Raw genomic sequence first — 25,229 nt, forward strand, 5'->3', positions numbered from 1 at the left:
GAGACCTCATGCGCCCCACCACCACCGACCACGACGCCCCGCTCCCGATCGGCGTCATCGGGCTCGGGGACATCGCGCAGAAGGCGTACCTGCCCGTCCTCGGCGCCACGCCGGGCATCGACCTGCACCTGATGACCCGCGACGCGGCCAAGCTCGCCCGCCTCGGCGAGACCTACCGGGTCGGCCCCGAGCGGCGGTTCACCGACCTGGCCGAGCTGATCGACAGCGGCATCCGCGCGGCCTTCGTCCACGCCTCCACCGACCAGCACGTCCCGATCGTCGAGCAACTCCTCGGCGCCGGCGTCGACGTGTACGTCGACAAGCCCCTCGCCTACACCCTCGAGGGCTCCCAGAAACTGGTCAACCTCGCCGACCGCACGGGCCGCTCCCTCATGGTCGGCTTCAACCGGCGCCACGCCCCCGGCTACGCCCAGGCCCTGGAGCGCCCGCGCGACCTGATCGTCCTGCAGAAGAACCGCGAGGGCCTCCCCGAGGCCGCCCGCACCCTCGTCTTCGACGACTTCATCCACGTCGTCGACACCCTGCGCTTCCTCGCCCCCGGCGAGATCGGCCACGTCGACGTCCGCGCCCGGGTGCGCGGGGGCCTCGTGGAACACGTGGTCCTCACCCTCGGCGGCGACGGCTTCACCGCCCTCGGCATCATGAACCGCCTCTCCGGCTCCACCGAGGAGATCCTCCAGGTCTCCGGCGCCGACTCCAAGCGCGAGGTCCACAACCTCGCCGAGGTCATCGACCACCGCGGCCAGCCCACCGTCCGCCGCCGCGGCGACTGGGTCCCCGTCGCCCGCCAGCGCGGCATCGAACAGTGCGTCCACTCCTTCCTCGACGCCACCCGCTCCGGCAAGACCCTCGACGCCCACGACGCCCTGCGCACCCACGAACTGTGCGAGCTGATCGTGGACCGCCTCGAGGCGCTGTGACACGCTGCTCCGAGTCGTACTGAGCCGCTGTGAGCCGCTCCGGGGCGCGCTGACCGAGGCCCCGGGGCGACCGGCAGGACGGGCCCCCGGGGTGCGGATAGCCTGGAAGTAGCCGCCACGGATTCCGTGGAAAGGCCCTGCATCGCCTAGGTCGCCCCCGGCGGCCGGCCGTCCCTGTCCTTCGGCTCCGACGGCACCGCTCATCTCGCGTACCGCACGGGCACGTCGATGTACGCGCGGGGCACCGCCGCGCACGCCTGAACCCTCACATCCCTCAGAGGCTTTCGATGGACTTCCAACAAGCCTTCGCCCAGGACCTCTCCCAACGCACCGGCACGTCGGTCGACGGCTCGGCGATGGGCAGCAGCGACGACGTGCAGAACCAACTGTCCGCACTGAGCGACTTCCTGGGCTCACTCGACGACAGCAGCAAGCAGACGCTCGACATCATCGCCCAGTCCGGCGTGGACCTCTCGTCGGCGACGGACGACTCCGGCGCGTCACTCGACCTGCCCGGCGGCCCGCTGCTCGGGATCGCGGCCCAGGCCGGCCTGGGCCTCACGGCGATGCTCAGCGACGGGCAGGCCAGCTTCCAGGTCGCCATGAACGATTCGGGCGGTGGCGGCGGTGGGATCGTCGCCTCCAACCCGTCGGACCCGGGCGGCGAGACCGGCGACACCGGAGCAACCGGCAACACCGGCGACCCGTCCAACGCGTGAGGGAAGGAACGGCACGATGTCCGATTGGGACTCATTCACCGGTTGCATGGACAGCAAGCAGACCGATGTCGGCGACTTCCTCAGGAACAAGGGCCTGCAGGCATTCAACGGCAGCAAGGACCTGGCCTTCGCGGCGGTCAAGGCGGCCACGGCCTGGTACTCCCAGCTCGACGGAAAGGTGAAGTTCGCCCTCGATTTCGCCTCGAAGAAGCTCGAGGCAGCCGCCTGGAAGCGCCTCGCGGAGCTGGTCGCATCGTCCGGCGGCCTGGTCGCCGCGGTCGGCGGCGCAGCCGAGGTCGTCGGCGAACTGGCCCTGTTCCTGGCCGCCCTCGTTGCCAGCTTCGAGATCGGCGTCTTCCTCACCTCGGCGGCGGTCTGCATCGACGCATGATCCGGCCGGAATCCTGGAAGGCGGCTGGAGAGAGGGTGGGAAAACCTGGGAGGAGCCTGGGAGTTGGGCGAACGGGAGGGCGTGGGGCGGGGGGCGGGAGTTCATCGACGGGGTCTTGTCGAGGGGATTTCTACGCGCGTAAGTTGTGGGCTCGGCGGGGGAGGGTAGTTGTCTTCCGTCGTTCTCTACGCGGGTAGTGCGCACTTCTGGGGACGTGTGCGGCCCGTCGACGACGAGGAGACCTGCGCCGGTGACCAACGCTCCCGCTTCCCGCTCCGGCAGAGCCGCGCTGCTGCGCGCCGCCGTCCTTCCGGCCACGCTGGCCGTCTCGCTGGTGCTCGTGCCGCTGTCGGCCGCCCATGCGGCGGGCGGTGCCGCGACGCCCGCGCCGACGGAGGCCGGGCCGCTGCGCATCCACGACCTCCAGGGGGCCACCCGGGTCTCGCCGCAGGCGGGGAAGGCCGTGGTGGGTGTGCCCGGAATCGTCACCGGGGTGCGGGGGTACGGGAGTTCGAAGGGTTTCTGGATGCAGGACCCGAACCCGGACGCCGACCCGGCCACCAGTGAGGGCGTGTTCGTCTTCACCGGCGCCGCCCCGACCGTGAAGGTCGGCGACTCGGTGCTGGTCAGCGGCAAGGTCACCGAGTACTACCCGAGCTTCGCGGGCGGCTCGCAGTCCGTCACCGAACTCACCGGCCCCGCCGTCACCGTGGTCTCCGGCGGCAACCCGCTGCCCGCCCCGGTCGTCGTGGACACCCGCAACATCCCCGGCACCTACGCCCCGCCCGCGGCGGCGGACGGCAGCATCGACTCCGTGGCGCTGAACCCGGAGAAGTACGCCCTGGACTTCTACGAGTCCCTGGAGGGCATGCTCGTCCAGGTCAAGGACGCCCGGGTCATACAGGCGACCGACAAGTACAACGAGCTGTGGGTGGCCGCCGACCGCCAGGACCAGCGCAGCAAGCGCGGCGGGGTGCTGTACGAGTCCTACCGCGAGCCCAACGTCGGCCGCCTGATGGTGCAGCAGCAGGCGCCCGTCTCCCAGCAGCCGTTCCCCGTGGCCAACGTCGGCGACGTGCTGACCGGCACGACCACCGGCCCGCTGGACTACAACGCCTTCGGCGGCTACACCCTCGTCGCCGGCACGGTCGGCGCCCTGCAGGACAACCACCTGCAGCGCGAGGTCACCGCCCAGGCCGGCGAGCGCGAGCTCACCGTCGCCACGTACAACGTGCAGAACCTGGCCGCCACCAACCCGGACGCCAAGTTCGCCGAGCTCGCCCAGGGCGTGGTCACCAACCTGCGCTCGCCCGACATCGTCGCCCTGGAGGAGATCCAGGACGACAACGGCAGCAAGAACGACGGCACGGTCGGCGCGAGCAGGACGGTCGCGAAGTTCGTCGAGGCCGTCAAGGCCGCGGGCGGCCCGGCGTACGACTGGCGCTCGGTCGACCCGCAGGACGGCAAGGACGGCGGCGAGCCCGGCGGCAACATCCGCCAGGTGTTCCTGTTCAACCCCCAGCGCGTCTCCTTCACCGACATCCCCGGCGGCACCGCCACCACCGCCGTGGGCGTCACCGGCACGGGCGCCTCCACCGCGCTCACCGCCTCGCCCGGCCGCATCGAGCCCGCCGACGAGGCGTGGACCAACAGCCGCAAGCCGCTGGTCGGGCAGTTCTCCTTCCGCGGCAAGAAGCTCTTCGTGATCGCCAACCACTTCAACAGCAAGGGCGGCGACCAGGGCATCGACAGCCGCTTCCAGGCCCCGGTCCGCAGCTCCGAGGTACAGCGGATCACGCAGGCCACGGTGGAGCAGGCGTTCGTGGCCAAGCTGCTGGCCGCCGACAAGGAGGCGAAGGTCGTCGCCGTCGGTGACTACAACGACTACCAGTTCTCGCCCGCCCTGGCCGCCCTCACCAAGGACGGTGCGCTGCGCGACCTGGTGAACGAGCTGCCCGAGACCGAGCAGTACTCGTACGTCTACCAGGGCAACTCGCAGGTGCTCGACCACATCCTGGTCAGCCCCGAGCTGGGCTACGCCAAGTACGACGTGGTCCACATCAACGCCGAGTTCGCCCAGCAGGCCAGCGACCACGACCCGCAGGTGGTCCGCCTCAAGCCGTGACCTGAGCTGCGGATATGCTGCCCGGACCGCCGGTGGTCACCGGTGGTCCGGGCACATTTCGGGGGCACAGCACATGGGGTACAGGATCGAGCGGATCGGCGCCGGGGACTGGGAGCGGCTGAAGGCCGTACGGCTGGCCCAGCTCCTCGACACGCCGATGGCCTTCGTCGAGACCCACGAGACGGCGCTCGGCCACCCCGAGAGCGAGTGGCGTGACCGCGCCGCCGCCGTGAACGGGCCCGGCAGGGTCGGCCTGGTGGCGGTGGACGTCGGCGGCGACAGCGGCGACGACGGCGAGTGGGTCGGCACGATGCTGACCCTCCCGCACCCCGAGGAGCCCGCGACCGCCGTGCTGATCGGCGTCTGGGTGGCCCCCGAGCACCGCGGCCGCGGGCGCGGCGCGACGGACGCCCTGCTCGACGCCGTCCTGGACTGGGCGCGCGCCGAGGGCAAGGACCGCGTGGTGCTGCGGGTGCACGAGGACAACGACCGCGCCGCCGCCTTCTACCGGCGGCGCGGCTTCGAATTCACCGGTGACGCACAGCCGTTCGTGCTGGACCCGGCCACGAACACCCTGCGGATGGTCCTCGCGCTGGGCTGAGAGGCACCGTCGCGCTGGGCGGTCAGCCCACGTAGTCGGCCAGGTGCTCCCCGGTCAACGTCGAGCGGGCGGCGACCAGTTCGGCCGGGGTGCCCTCGAAGACGACCCGGCCGCCGTCGTGGCCCGCGCCCGGGCCCAGGTCGATGATCCAGTCGGCGTGCGCCATCACCGCCAGGTGGTGCTCGATCACGATCACCGACTTGCCCGAGTCCACCAACCGGTCGAGCAGGCCCAGGAGTTGCTCCACGTCCGCCAGGTGCAGACCGGTGGTCGGCTCGTCCAGGACGTACACCCCGCCCTTGTCCGCCATGTGCGTGGCCAGCTTGAGCCGCTGGCGCTCGCCGCCGGAGAGGGTGGTGAGCGGCTGCCCGAGGGTGAGGTAGCCGAGGCCCACGTCCGCCAGGCGCTCCAGGATGCGGTGCGCGGCGGGGAGTTGGGCTTCGCCAGCAGAGAAGAACGCCTCCGCCTCCGCGACCGGCATGGCCAGCACCTCGCTGATGTCCCGCCCGCCGAGGTGGTACTCGAGCACCGACGCCTGGTAGCGGCGCCCCTCGCAGTCCTCGCAGGTGGTCGCCACCCCGGCCATCATCGCCAGGTCCGTGTAGACCACGCCCGCGCCGTTGCAGGTCGGGCAGGCGCCCTCGGAGTTGGCGCTGAACAGGGCGGGCTTGACGCCGTTCGCCTTGGCGAACGCCTTGCGGACGGGCTCCAGCAGGCCCGTGTAGGTGGCCGGGTTACTGCGCCGTGAGCCCTTGATGGCGCCCTGGTCGACGGAGACCACGCCCTCGGAGGCAGGGATCGAGCTGTGGATCAGCGAGCTCTTGCCCGAGCCCGCCACCCCGGTGACCACCGTCAGCACGCCCAGCGGCACGTCCACGTCCACGTCCCGCAGGTTGTGGGAGTTCGCGCCCCGGATCTCCAGCTTCCCGGTCGGCTTGCGCACGCTCGCGCGCAGCGCCGTACGGTCCGCGAGGTGGCGCCCGGTGACGGTGCCGCTGGTGCGCAGCCCGTCCACGCTGCCCTCGAAGCAGACGGCCCCGCCCGCGGTGCCTGCGCCCGGGCCGAGGTCGACGACGTGGTCGGCGATCGCGATGGTCTGCGGCTTGTGCTCCACCACCAGCACGGTGTTGCCCTTGTCGCGCAGGCGCAGCAGCAGGTCGTTCATCCGGCTGATGTCGTGCGGGTGCAGGCCCGTGGTCGGTTCGTCGAAGACGTACGTGGTGTCGGTGAGGGCCGAGCCGAGGTGGCGGATCATCTTGACGCGCTGGGCCTCGCCGCCGGAGAGGGTGCCGGAGGGGCGGTCGAGGGAGAGGTAGCCGAGGCCGATCTCGACGAAGGAGTCCAGGGTGTGGCGCAGGGAGGCGAGCAGCGGCGCCACCGACGGCTCGTCCAACTTCCCTACCCAGTCGGCGAGATCGCTGATCTGCAGGGCGCAGGCGTCGGCGATGCTGATGCCGCCGATCTTGGAGGAGCGGGCCCCCTCGCTGAGCCGGGTGCCGCCGCAGTCGGGGCAGGCGGAGAAGGTGACGGCGCGCTCGACGAAGGCGCGGATGTGCGGCTGGAGGGCGTCCTTGTCCTTGGAGAGCATGGACTTCTGGAGCTTGGGGATCAGGCCCTCGTAGGTGAGGTTGACGCCGTTGACCTTGACATTGGTCGGCTCCCGGTACAGGAAGTCCTGCATCTCCTTCTTGGTGAACCTGCGGATCGGCTTGTCCGGGTCCAGGAAGCCGGAGTTGGCGTAGACGCCGACCGTCCACCAGCTGTCGGTCTTCCAGCCGGGGATGGTGAACGCGCCCTCGGAGATCGACTTGGTGTCGTCGTACAGCTGGGTGAGGTCGATGTCGGAGACGCTGCCGCGGCCCTCGCAGCGCGGGCACATGCCGCCGGTGATGCTGAAGCTGCGGCGCTCCTTGACGGTCTTTCCGGCGCGCTCGACGGTGACGGCACCGGCGCCGCTGATCGAGGGGACGTTGAAGGAGAAAGCTTTGGGGGAGCCGATGTGCGGGGTGCCCAGGCGGCTGAACAGGATGCGCAGCATCGCGTTGGCGTCGGTGGCGGTGCCGACGGTGGAGCGCGGGTCGGCGCCCATCCGCTGCTGGTCGACGATGATCGCGGTGGTGAGGCCCTCCAGGACGTCCACCTCGGGACGGGCGAGGGTGGGCATGAAGCCCTGGACGAAGGCGCTGTAGGTCTCGTTGATGAGCCGCTGGGACTCGGCGGCGATGGTGTCGAAGACCAGCGAGCTCTTTCCGGAACCGGACACGCCGGTGAAGACCGTCAGGCGGCGCTTGGGGATGTCGACGTCGACGTCCTTGAGGTTGTTCTCGCGGGCGCCGTGCACCCTGATGAGGTCGTGGCTGTCGGCGGTGTGCGGCGCGTCCGTCTTCCTGGCCATGGCGGCGGCTCTCTCTCCGTCTCGTTCTCTACGGGCGGGGCCCCGCCGCTCCTCGGCCGGTGCGCGAGGAGGGGCGGGCCCGGGACATCCGGCAGGGGGTGTTTTCAGCGGACCTCGTTGAAGCGGATCATGTTCCCCGCCGGGTCACGGAAAGCGCAGTCTCGCACACCGTACGGCTGCTGGGTGGGCTCCTGGACGATCTCGGCGCCGCCGGCCTTGAGCCGGTCGAAGACGCCGTCCAGGTCGGGGGTGGCGAGCACGAGCCGGGCGTACGTGCCCTTGGCCATCATGTCGGTGATCAGCCGCTTCTCGTCCTCCGTGACGCCCGGGTCGGCCGCCGGGGGCTCCAGCACCACCGAGACGTCCGGCTGCCCGGCCGGGCCGACGGTGATCCAGCGCATCGGGCCGCCGCCGACGTCCTGGCGCACCTCGAAGCCGAGCAGGTCGCGGTAGAAGCCGAGGGACGCCTCGGGGTCGGTGTGGGGGAGGAAGGTCCAGTGAATGGTGATCTCGTTCATGACTGCAACGCTAGGCGCGCACCCGCCCGGCGCGCTTCTCGAAAACTGACCGGTTGGGTGCGGGGTCGGTCCTCGGCGCCGCCGGTCGGACGGCGGTCAGTCGTCGGTCGGACGCCGGAAGGACGCCGGTCAGACGGCGGGCAGGGCCTGCCAGTCCTGCCAGCTGATGCTGCGGCCCAGGTAGCGCGGCTGCCGGAAGGGCCAGTCCGCGGCGATCCACGCGGGGACGAGGGCGTCCAGGGCCTGTTCCAGCTCGCTGCCGACACGGTCGGCGACGACCCACCAGGAGATCTCGGCGTCCGCGCCGACGCGCTCGGGCGGGTCGATGTAGACGCAGCCGCGGATGGCCGTCTCGGCGCTGTCGAACATCGCGTAGTTGAAGGACTGGTGGGCGGCGATCTCCTTCTCGTGACGCGCCAGGTCGATCCGGTTCGCCTCGTACGTGATCGTCTCCGCGGGCCAGCCCCAGGCCGGGCCGAAGATGCTCCACAGGTGTTCGCGCGAGCCCATCACGGTCGGGTAGTCGAGCGGGGCGTCGGCCTCGCGGATCGGCCGCAGGTGGTGGACGCCGTCGGGCAGCGGGACGCGGAGGGGGTGGACGAAGTCAGCGGGAAGCCAGGTCATGGCGCCGAGGCTAGCCAAGGGCGGGCCGTGGGCGCACCGACTTTCTTCCCGCCGATTTCCTCCGAGGAGGGCTCAGGAGCGGTCGAGGTCGCCGGCGGTGGGTGCGAGGGCCCGGTCGAGGGCGAGGTCGGCGGGCGCCGACGAGCGGTTGGGTGAACGCTCCGCCGAACGAGTGCCCCATGATGATCGGCTAGGTGTCGAGGCTGTGCGGACACGGGGACCGGGGCACGGCCACCGGGCCGCCGACAACCGACGACCGACACCCTCGCGCTCAGGTGCCGGTGCGGCCGATGGCGACGAGGTGGCCGTCCTTGGTGCCGACGAAGACCCGGCCGCTGTCCGTCGCGGGCACCGAGAACCTGCTCACCGTGCCGAGGGCGAAGCTTCGGCGCAGTTTGAGCGCCCCGTTGACCGGCAGGGGGTCGTAGACCCGCAGTTCGCCGTTCTGGCCGCCCGGTCCGGTGCCGGAGTAGACGGTCCAGACGAGTGCCGAGCCGGAGGTGGTGCCGTCGGAGGTGACGACGGGGGAGCCGGAGGCGTAGCCGAAGCCCTCGGGGCTGGTGCCGGCGCTGGTCAGCTTCGGGGTGCCGGAGCCGTCGACGGAGTACTTGAGGGCGCGCAGGGAGCCGTTGTTCTCGACGAGGTAGACGTAGCCGCCGTCCCCGCCCCAGACGCCGGGGTGGCCCCAGATGCCCTTGTAGGGGCCGGTGGTGCCGACCACGGCGTCCGTCCCGCCCGGGCCCTGGCCGGTGCCGCCGAGGTTGTCGCGGTCGAGGAGGAAGATGCGGCCGTCCTTGCCGACCTGGACGAGCAGGTGCGGGTGGGCGGAGGTGCCGAAGCCGTCCGGCAGTGCGGCGGGGCCTCCGGAGCCGAGGTCGAGGTCGTTGTGGTCCAGGTCCCGGTTGTTGGTGGGGCTGAAGAAGTCCTTCGGGGCGAGGGTGCCGTCGGCGTTGACGCCGAGGCGGACGACCGAGTCGGCGAGGTGGGCGGGCGGCTGGTTGCCCGGGCCGGTGGGCGGCGAGCCGCCGTTCGCGCCGTTGCCGGTGGCGACGAAGATCCGGCCGGCGCCGTCGGACATCAGCCCGCCGCCGCTCATCCAGACGCCGCCGTTCTGCGAGTCTGAGCCGGCCTCGGTGGACCAGAGGGTGACCTTGCGCGTGCCGGTGTCGACGCCGCCGACGTGGCCGACGTACGGGTTCTTGCCGCAGTCCGAGGCGAAGCCGAAGTACACCGCGCCGCCGAGGAGCAGCAGTCCGGCGCGCTGCACGGAGGTGGTCGGGTTGAGCGGGACGCCGGGGCTGTTCACCGGTGCGCCCTGGACCGCGACCGGCCAGCCGGAGCGCTCGGCGCCCGTGGCGAGGTCCAGGGCGTGCGCGGAGAAGTGGGCGCCGCCGTCGTTGGAGCGCGACACCAGGTAGACGGTGCCGCTCGTCGAGTCGAGCACCGGCGTCGAGGTGATGCCGGTGCCGGGGGAGAGGCAGTCGGTGGAGGAGGGCACGGGGGCGCCGAGGGCGCGCTGCCAGAGGATGCGCCCGTCGGCGGCGTTGACGCCGTACACGTGGTTGGTCTCGGTGGCGACGACCACCGTCGACCCGGCCACCAGCGGCTGGGCGTGCACGGCGCCGTCGATCGCGGTGGACCAGAGTCGGCCGAAGTCCGCGCCCGAGACCTGGGCGGGCCCGAGGTTCGGCTCGGCCGCGTCCCAGCCGGTCCGCAGGTTGTTCACCGAGACGGTCGGGTTGTCGGCCCGCGCCGGTGCCGGGGCGAGCATCGAGGCCGCGACGCTCGGGGTCAGCAGCGCCAGGCCCGCCAGCAGGGCCGCCGGTCGGCGGTGCCCGCCACCGGGCGCCCGTGACGGGTGCGGGGCGCGGCACGGGAGTGAACGGGGAGGTCGTCTCATGCGGATCGGCCTTCGGCAGTCGGGGGAATGCCGGGGGCGCCCGGCGTCGTGACGCCATTGTGTGACCGTCTGTTCGTACGGTGACGATGTGGCGAGGGCCAGATGGCCGACGGCATTCTCGGTACCACCCGACGAGCCCAGGAGACCGAAAACAAGCAGGCATGATTGCTTTTTTCTGCGGTCGGTGCCACGCTGCTGCGCGGCGGCGCTCGTAGGGGAACGCCGCCAACCCACCGGCAGGGGAGGCGCATTGGCGCGCAAGCGGGCGGTTCTGCGGATCGGCAACGCGTCGGGGTTCTACGGGGACCGGTTCGCGGCGGTGCGGGAGATGCTCACGGGCGGGCCGCTGGACGTGCTCACCGGGGACTACCTGGCCGAGCTGACCATGCTGATCCTGGCGCGCGACCGGTTGAAGGACCCCTCGCTCGGGTACGCGCGGACGTTCCTGCGGCAGATGGAGGAGTGCCTCGGCCTGGCGCGGGAGCGGGGCGTGCGGATCGTGGTCAACGCGGGCGGGCTGAACCCGGCCCGACTCGCCGAGGAACTGCGGCAGTTGGCCGGGCGGCTGGGGGTCGAGACGGCGGTCGCCCACGTCGAGGGCGACGACCTGCTGGCGCGGCGGGCCGAACTCGCTCTGCCCGAGGGGCTGTTGGCGGCCAACGCCTACCTGGGGGCGTTCGGGATCGCCGCCTGCCTCACCGAGGGGGCGGACGTGGTGGTCACCGGGCGGGTCACCGACGCCGCGCTGGTCGTCGGCCCGGGGATCGCCCACTTCGGGTGGACGCCCGCCGACCTCGACGCCCTCGCCGGGGCCGTGGTCGCCGGACACGTCCTGGAGTGCGGCGCCCAGGCCACCGGCGGCAACTACGCCTTCTTCCACGAGCACGACGTGACGCACCCCGGCTTCCCCGTCGCCGAACTCCACGCGGACGGCTCCAGCGTCATCACCAAACACCCGGGCACCGGCGGCGCCGTCACCACCGGTACCGTCACCGCCCAACTCCTGTACGAGACCAGCGGAGCGCACTACCCCGGCCCCGACGTCACGGCCCGCCTGGACACCGTCCGCCTCACCCAGGAGGGCCCCGACCGGGTCCGCATCGACGGCGTACGCGGTGAGGCCCCGCCGGCCACCCTCAAGGTCGGCCTCAACCGCCTCGGCGGCCACCGCAACGAGGTGGCGTTCGTCCTCACGGGGCTCGACATCGAGGCCAAAGCCGCCCTCGTCCGGCGGCAGTTCACCGAAGCTCTGCCCCCCGAGGCCCGCCCGGCCGAACTGCGCTGGACCCTCGCCCGCACCGACCACCCCGACGCCGACACCGAGGAAGCCGCCTCGGCGTACCTCAGGCTCACCGCCCGCGACCGCGACCCGGCCAAGGTCGGCCGCGAACTCGGCAAGGCGGCCGTCGAGTTGGCCCTCTCCGGCTACCCCGGCTTCCACCTCACCGCCCCGCCCGGACCGGGCGCGCCGTACGGGGTGTTCACCGCCGCGTACCTCGACGCGAAGCTCGTCGAGCACACCGCCGTCCTCCCGGACGGGCGCCGCCTGACCGTCCCACCGGCGCCGGTCACCTCACAAACGGCCCCCGTGGAGCCGGAGTTGCCCGAAGCGCTCCCCGAAGGCCCACTCCCCGAAGGCCCCACCCGCCGCGCCCCCCTCGGCCGGGTCGTCGGCGCCCGCAGCGGTGACAAGGGCGGCGACGCCAACCTCGGCCTCTGGGCCCGCACCGAGGACGGCTACCGCTGGCTCGCCCACACCCTCACCACCGACCGCCTGCGCGAACTCCTTCCCGAGACCGCCGAGTTGCCCGTCACCCGCCACCTGCTGCCGAACCTGAGGGCCGTCAACTTCGTCATCACGGGCCTGCTCGGCGAGGGTGTCGCCGCCCAGCACCGCTTCGACCCACAGGCCAAGGCACTCGGCGAGTGGCTGCGCGCCCGCCACCTCGACATCCCGGAGGCACTCCTGTGACCGTCCTGCCCACCCGCCTCGATCCGGCGGGGACCGAGTACGCGGCGCACCGTGAGGCGATGCTCGCCAAGCTGGCCGAGCTGGACGCCGAGCACGCCAAAGCCCTGGCCGGGGGCGGGCCGAGCTATGTGGAGCGGCACCGGGGGCGCGGGAAGCTGCTGGCGCGCGAGCGGATCGAGCTGCTCGTCGACGAGGACTCGCCGTTCCTGGAGCTGTCCCCGCTGGCCGCCTGGGGCAGTGACCATCCCGTGGGCGCCGCGCTGGTCACGGGGATCGGCGTGATCGAGGGCGTGGAGTGCGTCATCACCGCCAACGACCCGACCGTGCGCGGCGGCGCCAGCAACCCGTGGACGCTGCGCAAAGCCCTGCGGGCCCACGAGATCGCGCTCGCCAACCGGCTCCCGCTGGTCAACCTGGTCGAGTCCGGCGGCGCCGACCTGCCCAGCCAGAAGGAGATCTTCATCCCCGGCGGCGCCCTCTTCCGGGACCTCACCCGGCTCTCCGCCGCCGGAATCCCCACCGTGGCCGTGGTGTTCGGCAACTCCACCGCCGGCGGCGCGTACGTGCCCGGCATGTCCGACCACACCGTCCTGGTCAAGGGGCGCGCCAAGGTGTTCCTCGGCGGCCCTCCGCTGGTCAGGATGGCCACCGGCGAGGAGGCCGACGACGAGTCCCTGGGCGGCGCGGACATGCACGCCCGCACCTCCGGACTGGCCGACCACTTCGCCGTGGACGAGCCGGACGCGCTGCGCCTGGCCCGCCGGATCGTCGCCCGCCTGGACCACCGCAAGCCCGGCCCGGGCCCCGACCCGCTGGCCGAGCCGCCCAAGTACGCCGAGGAGGAGCTGCTCGGCATCGTCCCCGGCGACCTCAAGGTGCCCTTCGACCCGCGCGAGGTGATCGCCCGGATCGTCGACGGCTCGGACTTCGACGAGTTCAAGCCGCTCTACGGCACCAGCCTGGCCACCGGCTGGGCCCGGCTGCACGGGTACCCGGTCGGCATCCTCGCCAACGCGCAGGGCGTGCTGTTCAGCCAGGAGTCCCAGAAGGCCGCCCAGTTCATCCAGTTGGCGAACCAGCGCAACACCCCGCTGCTGTTCCTGCACAACACCACCGGCTACATGGTCGGCAGGGACTACGAGCAGGGCGGCATCATCAAGCACGGCGCGATGATGATCAACGCCGTCTCCAACTCCACCGTCCCGCACCTGTCCGTGCTGATGGGCGCCTCCTACGGCGCCGGGCACTACGGCATGTGCGGCCGGGCGTACGAGCCGCGGTTCCTGTTCGCCTGGCCGAGCGCCAAGTCCGCGGTGATGGGCGCCCAGCAGCTCGCCGGGGTGCTGTCGATCGTCGCCCGCCAGTCGGCCGCGGCGAAGGGCCGCCCGTACGACGAGGAGGCGGACGCCGCGATCCGGGCGATGGTCGAGCAGCAGATCGAGGCCGAGTCGTTGCCCGTCTTCCTGTCCGGGCGGCTCTACGACGACGGCGTGATCGACCCGCGCGACACCCGGACGGTGCTGGGCCTGTGCCTGTCCGCGATCCACAACGCGCCCGTCGAGGGCGCGCGCGGCTACGGCGTCTTCCGGATGTGAGGGAACCCCTGATGACAACCAACCCGTTGATCGGCAACCTGCTGGTCGCCAACCGGGGCGAGATCGCCCGCCGGGTCTTCCACACCTGCCGCAACCTCGGCATCGCCACCACCGCCGTCCACTCCGATCCGGACGCCGACGCCGCGCACGTGCGCGAGGCCGACGCGGCCGTCCGGCTGCCCGGCGCCGCGCCCGCCGACACCTACCTGCGCGGGGACCTGATCGTGGCCGCCGCCCTCGCTGCCGGGGCGGACGCCGTGCACCCCGGGTACGGATTCCTCGCCGAGAACGCCGAGTTCGCGCAGGCCGTGCTCGACGCGGGCCTCACCTGGGTCGGCCCGCCGCCCGCCGTGATCGCCGCCATGGGCTCCAAGACCGCCGCCAAGCGGCTGATGGCCGAAGCGGGAGTGCCCGTCCTGACCGCCCTCACCGAACCCACCGAGGCGGACCTGCCGCTGCTGGTCAAGGCGGCGGCGGGCGGCGGCGGGCGGGGGATGCGGGTCGTCCGCCGACTCTCCGACCTGCCGGAGGAGTTGGAGGCTGCACGGGCCGAGGCCGCGAGCGCCTTCGGCGACTCCGAGGTGTTCTGCGAGCGCTACCTGCCCGCCGGCCGGCACGTGGAGGTGCAGCTGCTCGCCGACGCCCACGGCACCGTCTGGGCCGTCGGCGACCGCGACTGCTCGCTCCAGCGCCGCCACCAGAAGGTCATTGAGGAGGCCCCCGCCCCCGGCCTGCCGCCCGCCGTCCGCGCCGCCCTGCGCCAGGCGGCCGTCGACGCCGCGAAGGCCATCGGCTACCGGGGCGCGGGCACCGCCGAGTTCCTCCTCGGCGAGGACGGCCGGTTCTGGTTCCTGGAGATGAACACCCGCCTCCAGGTCGAGCACCCCGTCACCGAGGCCGTCACCGGCCTCGACCTCGTCGCCCTCCAACTCGCCGTCGCCGAAGGCGAACCGCTGTCTGGCCCGCTCCCGCCGACCACCGGTCACGCGATCGAGGCCCGCCTCTACGCCGAGGACCCGGCCCACGGCTGGCGGCCCGCCACCGGCACCCTGCACCGCCTCGAACTCCCGCAGCTGCACGACGAGTTCTGCGGCTCGGGTCTGAGGCTCGACTCCGGCGTGCGGTCCGGGGACGAGATCACCGTCCACTACGATCCGCTGCTCGCCAAGGTCATCGCCAGGGCCCCCACCCGTGCTCGCGCGGCCCGCCTCCTCGCCGACGCCCTCGCCCGCGCCCGCGTCCACGGACCGGCGAACAACCGGGAGATGCTGGTGCGCGCGCTGCGTCACCCGGCCTTCCTGGAAGGGCGGTTGCATACCGGGTTCCTCGCCGAGCACGCCGAGGAACTCACGCGCCCGGACACGGCGGGCATCGAGCGCGCCGCCCTGGCCGCCGCCCTCGCGGACGCCGCCTCCCGGCGCACCCCGCTGCCCTCCGGCTGGCGCAACCTGCCCTCCCAGTCGCAGGTCAAGCGCTACCGGACCGCCGACGGACGGGAGTTGGAGGTCCGCTACCGCCTCACCCGCGACGGCCTGCGGTCCGAGACCCACCCCGGCGTCGAACTCGTCCGCGCCACCCCCGGGTTCGTCGTCCTCGAGGAGGGCGGCCTGCGGCGCGGCCACCACCTCGCCCGCTACGGCGACCAGGTGTACGTCGACACCGCCGCCGGCCCCGTCGCCCTCGTCGCTCTGCCCCGCTTCCCCGAACCGATGGTGCGCACCGACCCCGGCGCCCTGCACGCCCCCATGCCCGGCACCGTCGTCCGTACCGCCGCCGCCGTGGGCGACACCGTCACCGCCGGACAGCCCCTGCTCGTCCTGGAGGCGATGAAGATGGAGCACCGCATCACCGCCCCCGCGGACGGCGTCCTGGTCGAACTCCGCGCCGAACCCGGCCGCCAGGTCGAGCTCGGCGCCCTGCTCGCCGTCGTCAAAACCCCTGCAGAGACAGAGGAAGGACCCGCATGACCACCATCGGCAGCCAGCTCCTCGAGACCCCCGAACGCCGCGCCCTGCGCCAGGCCGTCGGCGACCTGGGCCGCCGCTACGGCTCCGCCTACTACCTCGCCAAGGCCCGCGCGGGCGAGCCCGCCGAGGAGCTGTGGGCCGAGGCCGGCAAGGCCGGCTACCTGGGCGTCAACCTGCCCGCCGAGTACGGCGGCGGGGGCGGCGGCATCACCGACCTGGCCATCGTCCTGGAGGAACTCGGCACCGCCGGCTGCCCGTTGCTGCTGCTGATCGTCTCCCCGGCGATCTGCGGCACGGTCATCGCCCGCTACGGCACCGAGGAGCAGAAACGGCGCTGGCTGCCCGGACTCGGCGACGGCACCCGCAGGATGGCCTTCGGCATCACCGAACCGGACGCCGGCTCCAACTCCCACCGCATCTCCACCGTCGCCCGCCGCGACGGCGAGGACTGGCTGCTCACCGGGCGCAAGGTGTTCGTCTCCGGCATCGACCACTGCGACGCCGTCCTGTTCGTCGCCCGCACGGAGGACGAGCGCACGGGCAAGCTCAAGCCCTGCCTGTTCGTCGTCCCGCGCGGGACGCCCGGCTTCGAGTACCGGGCGATACCGATGGAACTCATCGCCCCCGAGAAGCAGTTCCAGGTCTTCCTGGACGATGTGCGCCTTCCCGCCGACGCCCTGGTCGGCGACGAGAACGCGGGCCTGCTCCAGCTCTTCGCGGGCCTCAACCCCGAGCGCATCCTCACCGCCGCGTTCTCCCTCGGGCTCGCCCGCCAGGCCCTCGGCAAGGCCGTCGAGTACGCGAGGACCCGCACGGTCTGGTCCACCCCGATCGGCGCCCACCAGGGCCTGGCGCACCCGCTCGCCCAGTGCGCCGTGGAGATCGAGCTCGCCCGCCTGATGACCCAGAAGGCCGGGCTGCTGTACGACGCGGGCGAGGACCTCGCCGCCGGGGAGGCCGCCAACATGGCCAAGTACGCGGCCGGGGAGGCCGCCGCCCGTACCGTCGACCAGGCTGTCCAGACCCTCGGCGGCAACGGCCTCACCCAGGAGTACGGCCTGGGGGCCCTGCTCGCCGCCACCCGGGTGGGCCGGGTGGCGCCCGTCAGCCGGGAGATGATCCTCAACTACGTGGCCCAGCACACCCTGGGCCTGCCCAAGTCGTACTAGGAGTCGTACCGGGAAAGGCCCTCTCCGCCCGCTCGGACGGGCGGAGAGGGGGCTGCGACTACCCGCGCACGGAGCTCAGATGGGCGAAGACCACCGTGTTGGCCTCGTATCCGGTGCCCCGGTCGAAGCGGCCGCCGCAGGTGATCACCCGCAGCTCGGCGCGGTCGGCGATGCCGCCGTAGACCATCGCGTCCGGGAAGTCCTTCTTCGGGAACACCCGGACGGAGTCGATGGTGAACACCGCCGTGCGCCGGTCCTTGCGCGCCACCTCCACGGTGTCGCCGGGGCGTAGCAGCCCGAGCCGGTAGAAGACCGCCGGGCCGCTGCGGTTGTCCGCGTGGCCGACGACGATCGCGGTGCCCGCGGCGCCGGGTGAGGCGCCGTCCCGGTACCAGCCGGCGAGGTTGCGCTGGTCCATGGGCGGGGTGGCCACCTGGTGGGCGGCGGTGAGCCCGAGGCCCGTGACCGGGGCGTCGACCTTGATCGCCGGGATGCGGATGCGGGTCGGCGCCGAGGCTCCCAGGGGCGGGAAGGCGGGCTGGAGCACGGGAGTGGGCGAGGGTGACGGCGCGGGCGTGGCGGACGACGGCGCGGGCGGGGGCAGCGGTGGCCCGGCGCGGTCGGCGGAGCCGTGCAGGACGAGCCAGCCGCCGCCCGCCGCGAGCACCAGCGCGAGGGCCCCGGCCGCCCACGGGGGGCGGCCGGGGCCGACGCGCGGTGCGCGGGCGCTGCGGTCAGGACTCGGCATTGCGCCCGTTGCGACGGCGCACCACCCGGGCGGCGAGCACGCCGGAGCCGGCGAGCAGCACGGCACCGCCGAGCACCTCGGCCGCGTCGGGCCCGGAGGTGCCGCCGCCGCCGGTGCCGACGGGGCCGTGCGGCCCGGCGCTCGGGGAGGCGCTCGGCGAGGCCCCGGGGGAGGTGGACGGCTTGGGCGAGGTGCTGGGGGATGCGCTCGGGGATCCGCTGGGCGAGGAGGAGGGCGAGCTGGAGGGGGACGACGACGGGGACGGCGAGGAGGTGGCGCAGGAGACCTCGAAGACCTTGTGCTTCGCGCTGCCGTTCTCGCCGACGAACGTCCAATCGAGCTTGTAGTGCCCGTCCGGCAGGCTGTACGTCTGGGTCGAACCGGTGCCGTTGATGAGGACGATGCTCCCGGCGAGCACCTGGGCCGTACCGGTGGGCGGCTGCTGCTCGATCGTCCAGTTGACCAGCTGGACGGTGTCGAAGTTGAAGGCGTCCAGGTAGAACTTGCAGACCTTGGGGTCATTGTTCTGGCTGGAGACGGGCGTGCTGCTGTCGTGCACCTTCACGTCGCCGTTGTCGCCGGGCGCGGCGAACGCGGTCGGCGCGGCGCCGAGGGTCAGGGTGGCCGCGACGGCGGCGGCGGTGAGGAAACGGGCGGGGAGGAGGGCTCTCACGGGGGTTGGCTCCAAGCTTCGGGACCGCTCCCGGGGGCGGGCGGCCGTGGTGCACCACCGTCGGCTCGGGCGCCCCCCGGGGCAACCGTGCCACGCGCGCGCCCTCCCCGGTTCCCCACAATGGCCCAGCGGCGGCCCGATGGTCCGTATGCTCCAGAGCGCGCCCCGGGCCGGCGCCGCGAACCACCCTTCGCCGGCCGTCGTTGATGCGTCAACTTCCTTACTGGAGGCTTACCTTGGTGTTCCGTAGCGAGTTCCCGGACGTCCCGCCGATCGACCTGCCGATCCACGATGCGGTGCTGCGCGACGCCGCGCGCCACGGTGACCGTCCGGCCCTGGTCGACGGCGTCACCGGGGAGGGTGTCGGCTACGCACGGCTCGTCGAGGCCGTCGACCGCGTCGCCGCGGGGCTGGCCGCCGCCGGGGTGCGCCAGGGGGACGTCCTGGCCCTGTTCAGTCCCAACAGCACCGCCTACCCGATGGCCTTCTACGGCGCCACCCGAGCCGGAGCCACCGTCACCCCCGTGCCCTCCCTGGCCACCCCCGCCGAACTCGCCGGCCAGCTCGGCGACGCCGGCGCCCGCTGGCTGGTCACCGCCACCCCCCTGCTGCCCACCGCCGCCCGCGCCGCCGACCTGCTCGCCGAGCAGGGCCGCCCGCTCGCCGGCACGATCGTCCTCGACGGCGCCGAGGGCCACCTCTCCCTCGCCGACCTGCTCGCCGCCCCCGGCCCCGCCCCCGAACTCGTCGTCGACCCCGCCCGGGACGTCGCCGTGCTCCCGTACTCCAGCGGCACCACCGGGCTGCCCAAGGGCGTCATGCTCACCCACCGCTCCATCGCCACCAACCTCGCCCAGTGCGACGCCCTCTACCGCCCCGCCGAGGGCGAGCGCATCCTCGCCGTCCTGCCCTTCTTCCACATCTACGGGCTGACCGCGCTGCTCAACCAGCCGCTGCGCTGCGGCGCCACCGTCGTCGTGCTGCCCCGCTTCGACCTCGAGCAGTTCTGCCGCACCATCGAGGAACAACGCGTCCAGGCCCTCTTCGTGGCCCCGCCCATCGCCCTCGCCCTCGCCAAGCACCCGATCGTCGACCGCTACGACCTCTCCTCCGTCGAGTACCTGCTCTGCGCCGCCGCCCCCCTCGACCCGGAACTCGCCGCCGCCTGCGCCGACCGCCTGGGCCTGCCGCACCTGCTCCAGGGCTACGGCATGACCGAGCTCTCCCCGGTCACCCACGTGGTCTCCCCCCAGGAGAGCGACCCCTCGCCCGGCTCCGTAGGCCGTATGGTCCCCTCCACCGAGCTGCGCGTCGCCGCCCTCGACGGCACCGACGACGACCTCGGCCCCGACCTGCCCGGCGAACTGCTCATCCGAGGCCCCCAGGTGATGAAGGGCTACTTCGGCCGTCCCTCCGACACCGCCGCCACGGTCGACGCCGAGGGCTGGCTCCACACCGGCGACATCGGCTTCGTCGACGGCCGGGGCTACCTGCACATCGTCGACCGGGTCAAGGAGCTCATCAAGTACAAGGGGTACCAGGTCGCCCCCGCCGAACTCGAGGCCGTCCTCCTCGGCCACCCGCAGATCGCCGACGCCGCCGTCATCGGCGTCACCGACGCCGACGGCACCGAATGCCCCAAGGCGTTCGTCGTCCGCGCCCCCGGCAGCGGCCTCACCGCCGAGGAGGTCACCGGCTACGTCGCCGGGCAGGTCGCCCCCTACAAGAAGGTCCGCGCCGTGGAGTTCGTCGACGCCGTCCCCAAGTCCGCTGCCGGTAAGATCCTGCGCCGCGAACTGCGCGCCCGCGAGGCCCAACGCGAGGGGGCGGCCCTCTGACCCCCGGCGGGCGAGGACCGCGGCCCGTCTGTGAAGATCGACCGACCGCGACGCCGTCCGAACAGGAACCACCGCCCGCCATGACCAGCCAGCACCCCGCCCGCACACCCCAGCAGGACCGCAGCCGCGCCACCCGCGCCCGGCTGCTCGCGGCGGCCGTCGAGTGCCTGGCCGAACTCGGCTGGCAGGGCTCCACCGTCACCGTCGTCGCCGAACGGGCTGGCGTCTCCCGGGGCGCCGCCCAGCACCACTTCCCGACCCGCGAGGACCTGTTCACCGCGGCCGTCGAACACGTCACCGCCGAGCGGCTGGCAGCCGTCCGCGCCCACGCGGACGAACTGCCGGCCGCCGGCCCCGACCGCACCCGCGCCGTCGTCGACATGATCGTGCGCCTCTACACCGGCCCCGACTTCCGCGCCGCCCTCCACCTGTGGACCGCCGCCGCCACCGAAGAGGCCCTGCGCGAGCGCATCGTCTTGCTCGAAGGCCGCGTCGGACGCGAGGCCCACCGCGCCGCCGTCGAGTTCCTCGACGCCGACGAGACCCGCCCCGGCGTGCGCGAATCCGTCCAGGCCACCCTCGACCTCGCCCGCGGACTCGGCCTCGCCAACCTGCTCACCGACGACAGCCATCGACGTTCCGGGGTGATCCGGTACTGGGCGGGCCTTCTGGAGAGTACGCTGCGCCCGGTACGCCCATGACGCCCGTACACCCGGAGCGGCCGGACGCCCCCAGACCAAGGGGTCGCCGGGCGGCCGATGTCCGTGCAGTCTGGAGAAGAACCCCGGCCGGCACGGACCGCGAGGCCCACCCGGCCGGGCACGAGCCGAACCGGGGTGCTGCCTGATCATGCACGGACACGACTGGGACGCCACCGATGCCGCCGGCCCCGCACCGGGCGGCACCTTCGCACGCCCCGAGGGCCACCGGCTCGTCCCCTTCGCGACGGTCCTGCTCCAGGGAGACGGACTGATCCTGCACTGGAGCGACGACGCCGAGGCCCTGCTCGGCTACAGCGCGGACGAGGCCGTCGGCAGCTACGCCGCCCAGCTGCTCACCGACGGCACCGACCGGCCCGCCGTGCTCGCCCTCTTCTCCCGGATCATGACCGGCAACGGCTGGTCCGGCGTCTTCCCCGTACGCCACCGCGACGGGCACAAGGTCGACCTGGAGTTCCGCACCCACCCCATCGCGGGCCCCGCCGGCACCCTGCTGCTCCTCGCCACCGCCTCCGACACCCGCGCCCTGCACGCCGTCGAGGCCGACCTCGCCGTGCTCGACGGGGTCTTCGGCCGCTCGCCCATCGGCATGGCCGTCTACGACACCGACCTGCGCTTCGTCCGGATCAACGAGGCCCTCGCCCGGATGAACGGCGTCCCCGTCGCCGGCCACCTCGGCCGCCGCATATCCGCCGTCCTGCCCGGCATCAACACCGCCGAGATCGAACAGACCATGAGACAGGTCCTCAAGACCGGCAAACCCGTGGTCGACGCCCGCTCCCACGGCCGCGTCCCCGGGGACCCGCGCCGCGACCGCGCCTGGTCCGCCTCCTACTTCCGGCTCGAGGACTCCACCGGCCGGGTCTTCGGCGTCTGCTCCTCGATCATCGACGTCACCGAACGCTTCCAGGCCGAGGCCCGCGCCGCCCGCGCGCAGGAACGACTCGCCACCATCGCCGAGGCCACCGCCCGCATCGGCACCACCCTCGACCTCCAGCGCACCGCCGAGGAGCTCATCGAGGCCGTCGTCCCCCGCTTCGCCGACTTCGCCACCGTCGACCTCCTCGAACCCGTCCTGCGCGGCTCCGAGCCCAGCGCCATCCCCACCGACCGCACCATCACCCTGCGGGCCGTCGCCGTCGGAGAATCCTACGAATCCGGCCTCGCCCACGCCGTCGACGTCGTCGGCGAGACCAGCGAGTACGCCCCCGACCGCAGCTACACCCAGTGCCTGCGCAGCGGGAAGCCGCTGCTGCGCGCCCACGTGGACGAGGAGGTGCTGCGCGGACTGGTCTCCAGCGAGGACCGCGTCGCCCCCGGGATGGCGGCCGGCATCCACTCGTACCTGATGGTGCCGATCACCGCCCGCGGCATGGTCCTCGGCGGCTCCGAGTTCATCCGCATGCGCAACCCCGAGCCGTTCACCGACGCCGACGTCGCGCTCGCCGAGGAACTCGTCGCCCGCACCGCGCTCGCCCTCGACAACGCCCGCCTCTACCGGCGCGAGCGCGAGACGGCGCTCACCCTCCAGCGCAGCCTCCTGCCCCAGGAGATCAACCGCACCCTCGGCCTGGAGATCGCCTACCGCTACCTGCCCAGCAGCGTGGTCAGCGAGGTCGGCGGCGACTGGTTCGACGTGGTGCCGCTCTCCTGCGGGCGCGTCGCCCTCGTCGTCGGCGACGTCATGGGCCACGGCATCCGCGCCGCCGCCACCATGGGCCAGCTGCGCACCGTCGCCCGTACCCTCGCCACCCTCGACATGCCGCCCGAGCAGGTCCTCACCCGACTGGACGAAACCGCCTCCGGCATCGGCGAGGGCCAGTTCGCCACCTGCATCTGCGCCGTCTACGACCCGCTGGAGCGCACCGTCCAGGTCGCCTCCGCCGGCCACCTGCCGCCCGTATGGGTCGGCCCCGACGGCATACCCCGCAGGGTCGAGGTGCCGCCCGGGGTGCCGCTGGGCGTCGGCGGGGTCGCCTTCGAGTCCATCGAGTTCACCCTCCCCGAGGGCGGGCTCGTCACCCTCTACACCGACGGCCTCGTCGAGCGGCGCGGGCAGGACATCGACGCCGGGATCGACCACCTCGCCCGCACCCTCGCCGGGCCCGGCCGCACGCTGGAGGAGAACTGCGACGCCGTCGTCTCCGCGCTCGTGACCGACGGCACCGAGGACGACATCGCGATGATCATGGCCCGGGTGCTCCCGCTGCCCGCCGACCGCATCGCCACCCTCCCCCTCACCGGCGGCGGCCGGGTGCCCGGCCAGGCCCGACGCTTCACCCGCGCCACCCTGGAGACCTGGGGCCTGAGCGCGCTGTCCGACTACGCCGAACTGCTCGTCAGTGAACTCGTCACCAACGCGCTGCTGCACGCCGACGCCCCGCGCCGGCTGCGGCTCTTCCGCGACCGGGTGCTCACCGTCGAGGTCTCCGACGCGGGCGGGCAGACGCCGCAGCTGCGGCCCTTCGCGGAGCAGGACGAGGGCGGGCGCGGGATGTTCCTGGTCAGCGAGCTGGCCCACCGGTGGGGGAGCCGGCTGACGCGGGACGGCAAGGTGGTCTGGGCGGAGCTGGAACTGCCGTTCGGGGTGAACTGAGAGGTCCCCCCCGCACGTGGTCGTGCGGGGGGACCGGGGTCGGCTCAGGCTACGGTCTTCTCGGCTTCCTGAGCCGGGGTCACCTCGACGGGGGCCTCCCGGGTGGGGGTCCGCTGGGTGAGGGTGTTTCGGGCGGGGGCCTGCTGAGCGGGGGCCTCCTGGGCGGGGAGCCCGCGCAGCAGACGCCAGGCCATCAGCGCCGAGCCCGCCAGCAGCAGGGCCGCCAGCAGTCCGGCGGAGTTCATGCCCTGGACGAACGCGTCCCTGGCGCTGGCCAGCAGCGGGGCGGCGACGTCCGCCGGCAGGGTGCCGGCCGTCTCCACGGCCGCGCCCAGGGACTCGCCCGCACGGGCGGTGGCCTCCGGGCCCGCGGTCGCGGGGACGGTCAGGCCGCTCGCGTAGATCGAGCCGACCACCGAGCCGACCAGCGCGATGCCGAGCGCCGTGCCCAGCTCGTAGGCCGTCTCCGAGACCGCCGAGGCGGCCCCCGCCTTGTCGGCGGGCGCGGCGGTGAGCACCAGGTCCGCGCTGAGGGTGTAGGCCACGCCCTCGGCCGTGCCGACCACCAGGAACGAGGCGGCCAGCGCCAGGTAGGTGGTGTCCTGCTGGAGGAAGCCGAGGACGCCCATGCCGAGGCCCATCGCCAGCAGACAGGTCGTCAGCAGCGTCCGGGCGCCGAAGCGGCGGGCCAGCCGGGCCGTCAGCAGACCACCGGCCACCGAGCCCGCGAAGGCGGGCAGCTCGGCCAGACCCGCCTGCAGCGGGCCGTAGCCCCGCACCAGCTGGAGGTACTGGGAGCTGACGAAGATCACGCCCGAGACGCCGACCAGCGAGATCAGCGAGGCCGTGACCGCCGCGGTGAAGCGCCGGTTCGCGAAGAGCCGCACGTCCAGCAGCGGGCTCTCCAGCCGCAGCTGGCGCCGGACGAAGACGGTCAGCGCGGCGGCGCCGAGCAGGAAGGTCACCGGTACGTCCCAGCGGGCCAGGCCGTGGGCGGCGGCCTCCTTGATCGCGTACACCACGCCGATCACCCCGGCCATGGACAGCGCCACGCTCAGCACGTCCCAGCGGCCCGGCTTCGGGTCCTTCGACTCCGGCAGCAGCCGGGCACCGAGGACGAGCAGCAGGACCAGCACCGGGATGTTCATCAGGAACACGGAGCCCCACCAGAAGTGCTCCAGCAGCACCCCGCCGACCACCGGCCCGAGCGCGGCGCCGGCCGTGGCCGCCGCGCCCCAGATGCCGATCGCGGTGGCCCGCTCGCGGTCGTCCGGGAACAGGGCGCGGATCAGCGAGAGGGTGGAGGGCATGATCGTCGCCCCGGCCACGCCGAGCAGCGCGCGGGCCAGGATCAGCCAGCCGGGGCCAGGCGCGTAGGCGGCCAGCAGCGAGGCGGCGCCGAAGGCGGCGGAGCCGATCAGCAGCAGCTTCTTGCGGCCGATCCGGTCGCTGAGCGCGCCCATGCTGACCAGGAGGCCGGCCAGGACGAAGGAGTAGGAGTCGCCGATCCAGAGCAGCTGGGTGCCGCTGGGGCGCAGCGTCTCGCTGATGGACGGGATGGCGAGGGAGAGGACGGTCGCGTCCAGGGCCACCACGGTGACGGCCAGGACGAGGACGGCGAGGCCCGTCCAGCGGGTGCTGTGGAGGTCGCGGGTGTCGGTGCGGGCAGGGGCGGTGCTGCTCATGGGGTATCGGTTTCCGGTTTCCGGTCCGGTGCGCTGGGGGTGGGGGCGGGGGG

General features: G+C 73.1%; 19 protein-coding genes. 12 read left to right on the forward strand and 7 right to left on the reverse strand.

The window, feature by feature from the left end:
• Positions 1–8 precede the first annotated feature (8 nt).
• From IH61_RS0131780 to IH61_RS0131800, 5 genes are all read left to right on the forward strand, one after another.
• On the forward strand, positions 9–941 hold the full coding sequence (locus IH61_RS0131780) for a Gfo/Idh/MocA family protein (RefSeq protein ID WP_031076211.1): 933 nt from the start codon (positions 9–11) through the stop codon (positions 939–941).
• Between the two features lie 287 nt (positions 942–1,228).
• Positions 1,229–1,660, forward strand: coding sequence for a hypothetical protein (locus IH61_RS0131785; protein ID WP_031076213.1), 432 nt, complete (start codon positions 1,229–1,231; stop codon positions 1,658–1,660).
• 46 nt (positions 1,661–1,706) lie between these two features.
• Positions 1,707–2,051, forward strand: a complete 345-nt coding sequence (locus IH61_RS0131790) for a hypothetical protein (protein ID WP_031076218.1) — start codon at positions 1,707–1,709, stop codon at positions 2,049–2,051.
• Between the two features lie 292 nt (positions 2,052–2,343).
• On the forward strand, positions 2,344–4,176 hold the full coding sequence (locus IH61_RS0131795) for an endonuclease/exonuclease/phosphatase family protein (RefSeq protein ID WP_031076220.1): 1,833 nt from the start codon (positions 2,344–2,346) through the stop codon (positions 4,174–4,176).
• Positions 4,177–4,249: 73 nt separating this feature from the next.
• Positions 4,250–4,777: a GNAT family N-acetyltransferase gene (locus tag IH61_RS0131800; protein ID WP_037973629.1), complete on the forward strand. Its 528-nt coding sequence runs from the start codon at positions 4,250–4,252 to the stop codon at positions 4,775–4,777.
• Between the two features lie 22 nt (positions 4,778–4,799).
• Here IH61_RS0131800 and IH61_RS0131805 read toward each other — a convergent pair whose 3' ends face one another.
• The 4 genes from IH61_RS0131805 to IH61_RS0131820 all read right to left on the reverse strand — a co-directional run bounded on the left by IH61_RS0131805 (position 4,800) and on the right by IH61_RS0131820 (position 10,214).
• Positions 4,800–7,172 (reverse strand): ATP-binding cassette domain-containing protein, encoded by a 2,373-nt coding sequence (locus IH61_RS0131805; RefSeq protein ID WP_031076225.1) that lies wholly within the window; start codon positions 7,170–7,172, stop codon positions 4,800–4,802.
• A 104-nt stretch (positions 7,173–7,276) separates the two neighbouring features.
• Positions 7,277–7,690 carry a VOC family protein gene (locus tag IH61_RS0131810; RefSeq protein WP_031076227.1) on the reverse strand — a complete coding sequence of 138 codons (414 nt, stop codon included), beginning with the start codon at positions 7,688–7,690 and terminating at the stop codon, positions 7,277–7,279.
• Between the two features lie 129 nt (positions 7,691–7,819).
• Positions 7,820–8,314: a hypothetical protein gene (locus IH61_RS0131815; protein WP_031076229.1), complete on the reverse strand. Its 495-nt coding sequence runs from the start codon at positions 8,312–8,314 to the stop codon at positions 7,820–7,822.
• Between the two features lie 271 nt (positions 8,315–8,585).
• Positions 8,586–10,214, reverse strand: a complete 1,629-nt coding sequence (locus IH61_RS0131820) for a PQQ-binding-like beta-propeller repeat protein (RefSeq protein ID WP_078911547.1) — start codon at positions 10,212–10,214, stop codon at positions 8,586–8,588.
• 250 nt (positions 10,215–10,464) lie between these two features.
• On the opposite strand from IH61_RS0131820, the gene IH61_RS0131825 reads away from it, so the two are divergent.
• Genes IH61_RS0131825 through IH61_RS0131840 form a run of 4 tightly spaced genes read left to right on the forward strand, consistent with a single transcriptional unit; the run spans position 10,465 to position 16,917 of the window.
• Entirely contained in the window at positions 10,465–12,186 is a 1,722-nt protein-coding gene (locus IH61_RS0131825) for an acyclic terpene utilization AtuA family protein (protein ID WP_031076234.1), read from the forward strand.
• The gene (locus IH61_RS0131830) at positions 12,183–13,781 is read left to right on the forward strand and encodes an acyl-CoA carboxylase subunit beta (protein WP_031076236.1); all 1,599 of its coding nucleotides are present in this window, start codon (positions 12,183–12,185) and stop codon (positions 13,779–13,781) included. The genes IH61_RS0131825 and IH61_RS0131830 overlap by 4 nt, the downstream gene beginning before the upstream one ends.
• A gap of 11 nt (positions 13,782–13,792) precedes the next feature.
• On the forward strand, positions 13,793–15,748 hold the full coding sequence (locus IH61_RS0131835) for an acetyl/propionyl/methylcrotonyl-CoA carboxylase subunit alpha (protein ID WP_037973631.1): 1,956 nt from the start codon (positions 13,793–13,795) through the stop codon (positions 15,746–15,748).
• Positions 15,745–16,917, forward strand: a complete 1,173-nt coding sequence (locus IH61_RS0131840) for an acyl-CoA dehydrogenase family protein (protein WP_031076239.1) — start codon at positions 15,745–15,747, stop codon at positions 16,915–16,917. The genes IH61_RS0131835 and IH61_RS0131840 overlap by 4 nt, the downstream gene beginning before the upstream one ends.
• 58 nt (positions 16,918–16,975) lie before the next feature.
• Here IH61_RS0131840 and IH61_RS0131845 read toward each other — a convergent pair whose 3' ends face one another.
• Positions 16,976–17,665: a class F sortase gene (locus tag IH61_RS0131845; RefSeq protein ID WP_037973632.1), complete on the reverse strand. Its 690-nt coding sequence runs from the start codon at positions 17,663–17,665 to the stop codon at positions 16,976–16,978.
• Positions 17,652–18,338: a hypothetical protein gene (locus tag IH61_RS0131850; protein ID WP_037973633.1), complete on the reverse strand. Its 687-nt coding sequence runs from the start codon at positions 18,336–18,338 to the stop codon at positions 17,652–17,654. The genes IH61_RS0131845 and IH61_RS0131850 overlap by 14 nt, the downstream gene beginning before the upstream one ends.
• Before the next feature lie 236 nt (positions 18,339–18,574).
• Here IH61_RS0131850 and IH61_RS0131855 point away from each other — a divergent pair, with 236 nt between their 5' ends.
• From IH61_RS0131855 to IH61_RS0131865, 3 genes are all read left to right on the forward strand, one after another.
• Entirely contained in the window at positions 18,575–20,176 is a 1,602-nt protein-coding gene (locus IH61_RS0131855; protein ID WP_037973634.1) for an AMP-binding protein, read from the forward strand.
• 80 nt (positions 20,177–20,256) lie between these two features.
• Positions 20,257–20,877 carry a TetR/AcrR family transcriptional regulator gene (locus tag IH61_RS0131860; protein WP_031076243.1) on the forward strand — a complete coding sequence of 207 codons (621 nt, stop codon included), beginning with the start codon at positions 20,257–20,259 and terminating at the stop codon, positions 20,875–20,877.
• 148 nt (positions 20,878–21,025) lie between these two features.
• The gene (locus tag IH61_RS0131865; RefSeq protein ID WP_031076245.1) at positions 21,026–23,491 is read left to right on the forward strand and encodes a SpoIIE family protein phosphatase; all 2,466 of its coding nucleotides are present in this window, start codon (positions 21,026–21,028) and stop codon (positions 23,489–23,491) included.
• A 44-nt stretch (positions 23,492–23,535) separates the two neighbouring features.
• Here IH61_RS0131865 and IH61_RS0131870 read toward each other — a convergent pair whose 3' ends face one another.
• Positions 23,536–25,176: an MFS transporter gene (locus IH61_RS0131870; RefSeq protein WP_078911548.1), complete on the reverse strand. Its 1,641-nt coding sequence runs from the start codon at positions 25,174–25,176 to the stop codon at positions 23,536–23,538.
• Positions 25,177–25,229: the final 53 nt, after the last annotated feature.

It is taken from the genome of Streptomyces sp. NRRL WC-3742, assembly GCF_000720635.1.
Taxonomy (GTDB): domain Bacteria; phylum Actinomycetota; class Actinomycetes; order Streptomycetales; family Streptomycetaceae; genus Kitasatospora.

Coding starts and splice junctions, on each gene's coding strand:
- IH61_RS0131870 (WP_078911548.1), bottom strand. CDS start 25,176: ATGAGCAGCACCGCCCCTGCCCGCACCGACACCCGCGACCTCCACAGC.
- IH61_RS0131800 (WP_037973629.1), top strand. CDS start 4,250: ATGGGGTACAGGATCGAGCGGATCGGCGCCGGGGACTGGGAGCGGCTG.
- IH61_RS0131805 (WP_031076225.1), bottom strand. CDS start 7,172: ATGGCCAGGAAGACGGACGCGCCGCACACCGCCGACAGCCACGACCTC.
- IH61_RS0131835 (WP_037973631.1), top strand. CDS start 13,793: ATGACAACCAACCCGTTGATCGGCAACCTGCTGGTCGCCAACCGGGGC.
- IH61_RS0131785 (WP_031076213.1), top strand. CDS start 1,229: ATGGACTTCCAACAAGCCTTCGCCCAGGACCTCTCCCAACGCACCGGC.
- IH61_RS0131815 (WP_031076229.1), bottom strand. CDS start 8,314: ATGACCTGGCTTCCCGCTGACTTCGTCCACCCCCTCCGCGTCCCGCTG.
- IH61_RS0131820 (WP_078911547.1), bottom strand. CDS start 10,214: ATGAGACGACCTCCCCGTTCACTCCCGTGCCGCGCCCCGCACCCGTCA.
- IH61_RS0131845 (WP_037973632.1), bottom strand. CDS start 17,665: ATGCCGAGTCCTGACCGCAGCGCCCGCGCACCGCGCGTCGGCCCCGGC.
- IH61_RS0131780 (WP_031076211.1), top strand. CDS start 9: ATGCGCCCCACCACCACCGACCACGACGCCCCGCTCCCGATCGGCGTC.
- IH61_RS0131790 (WP_031076218.1), top strand. CDS start 1,707: ATGGACAGCAAGCAGACCGATGTCGGCGACTTCCTCAGGAACAAGGGC.
- IH61_RS0131810 (WP_031076227.1), bottom strand. CDS start 7,690: ATGAACGAGATCACCATTCACTGGACCTTCCTCCCCCACACCGACCCC.
- IH61_RS0131865 (WP_031076245.1), top strand. CDS start 21,026: ATGCACGGACACGACTGGGACGCCACCGATGCCGCCGGCCCCGCACCG.
- IH61_RS0131840 (WP_031076239.1), top strand. CDS start 15,745: ATGACCACCATCGGCAGCCAGCTCCTCGAGACCCCCGAACGCCGCGCC.
- IH61_RS0131860 (WP_031076243.1), top strand. CDS start 20,257: ATGACCAGCCAGCACCCCGCCCGCACACCCCAGCAGGACCGCAGCCGC.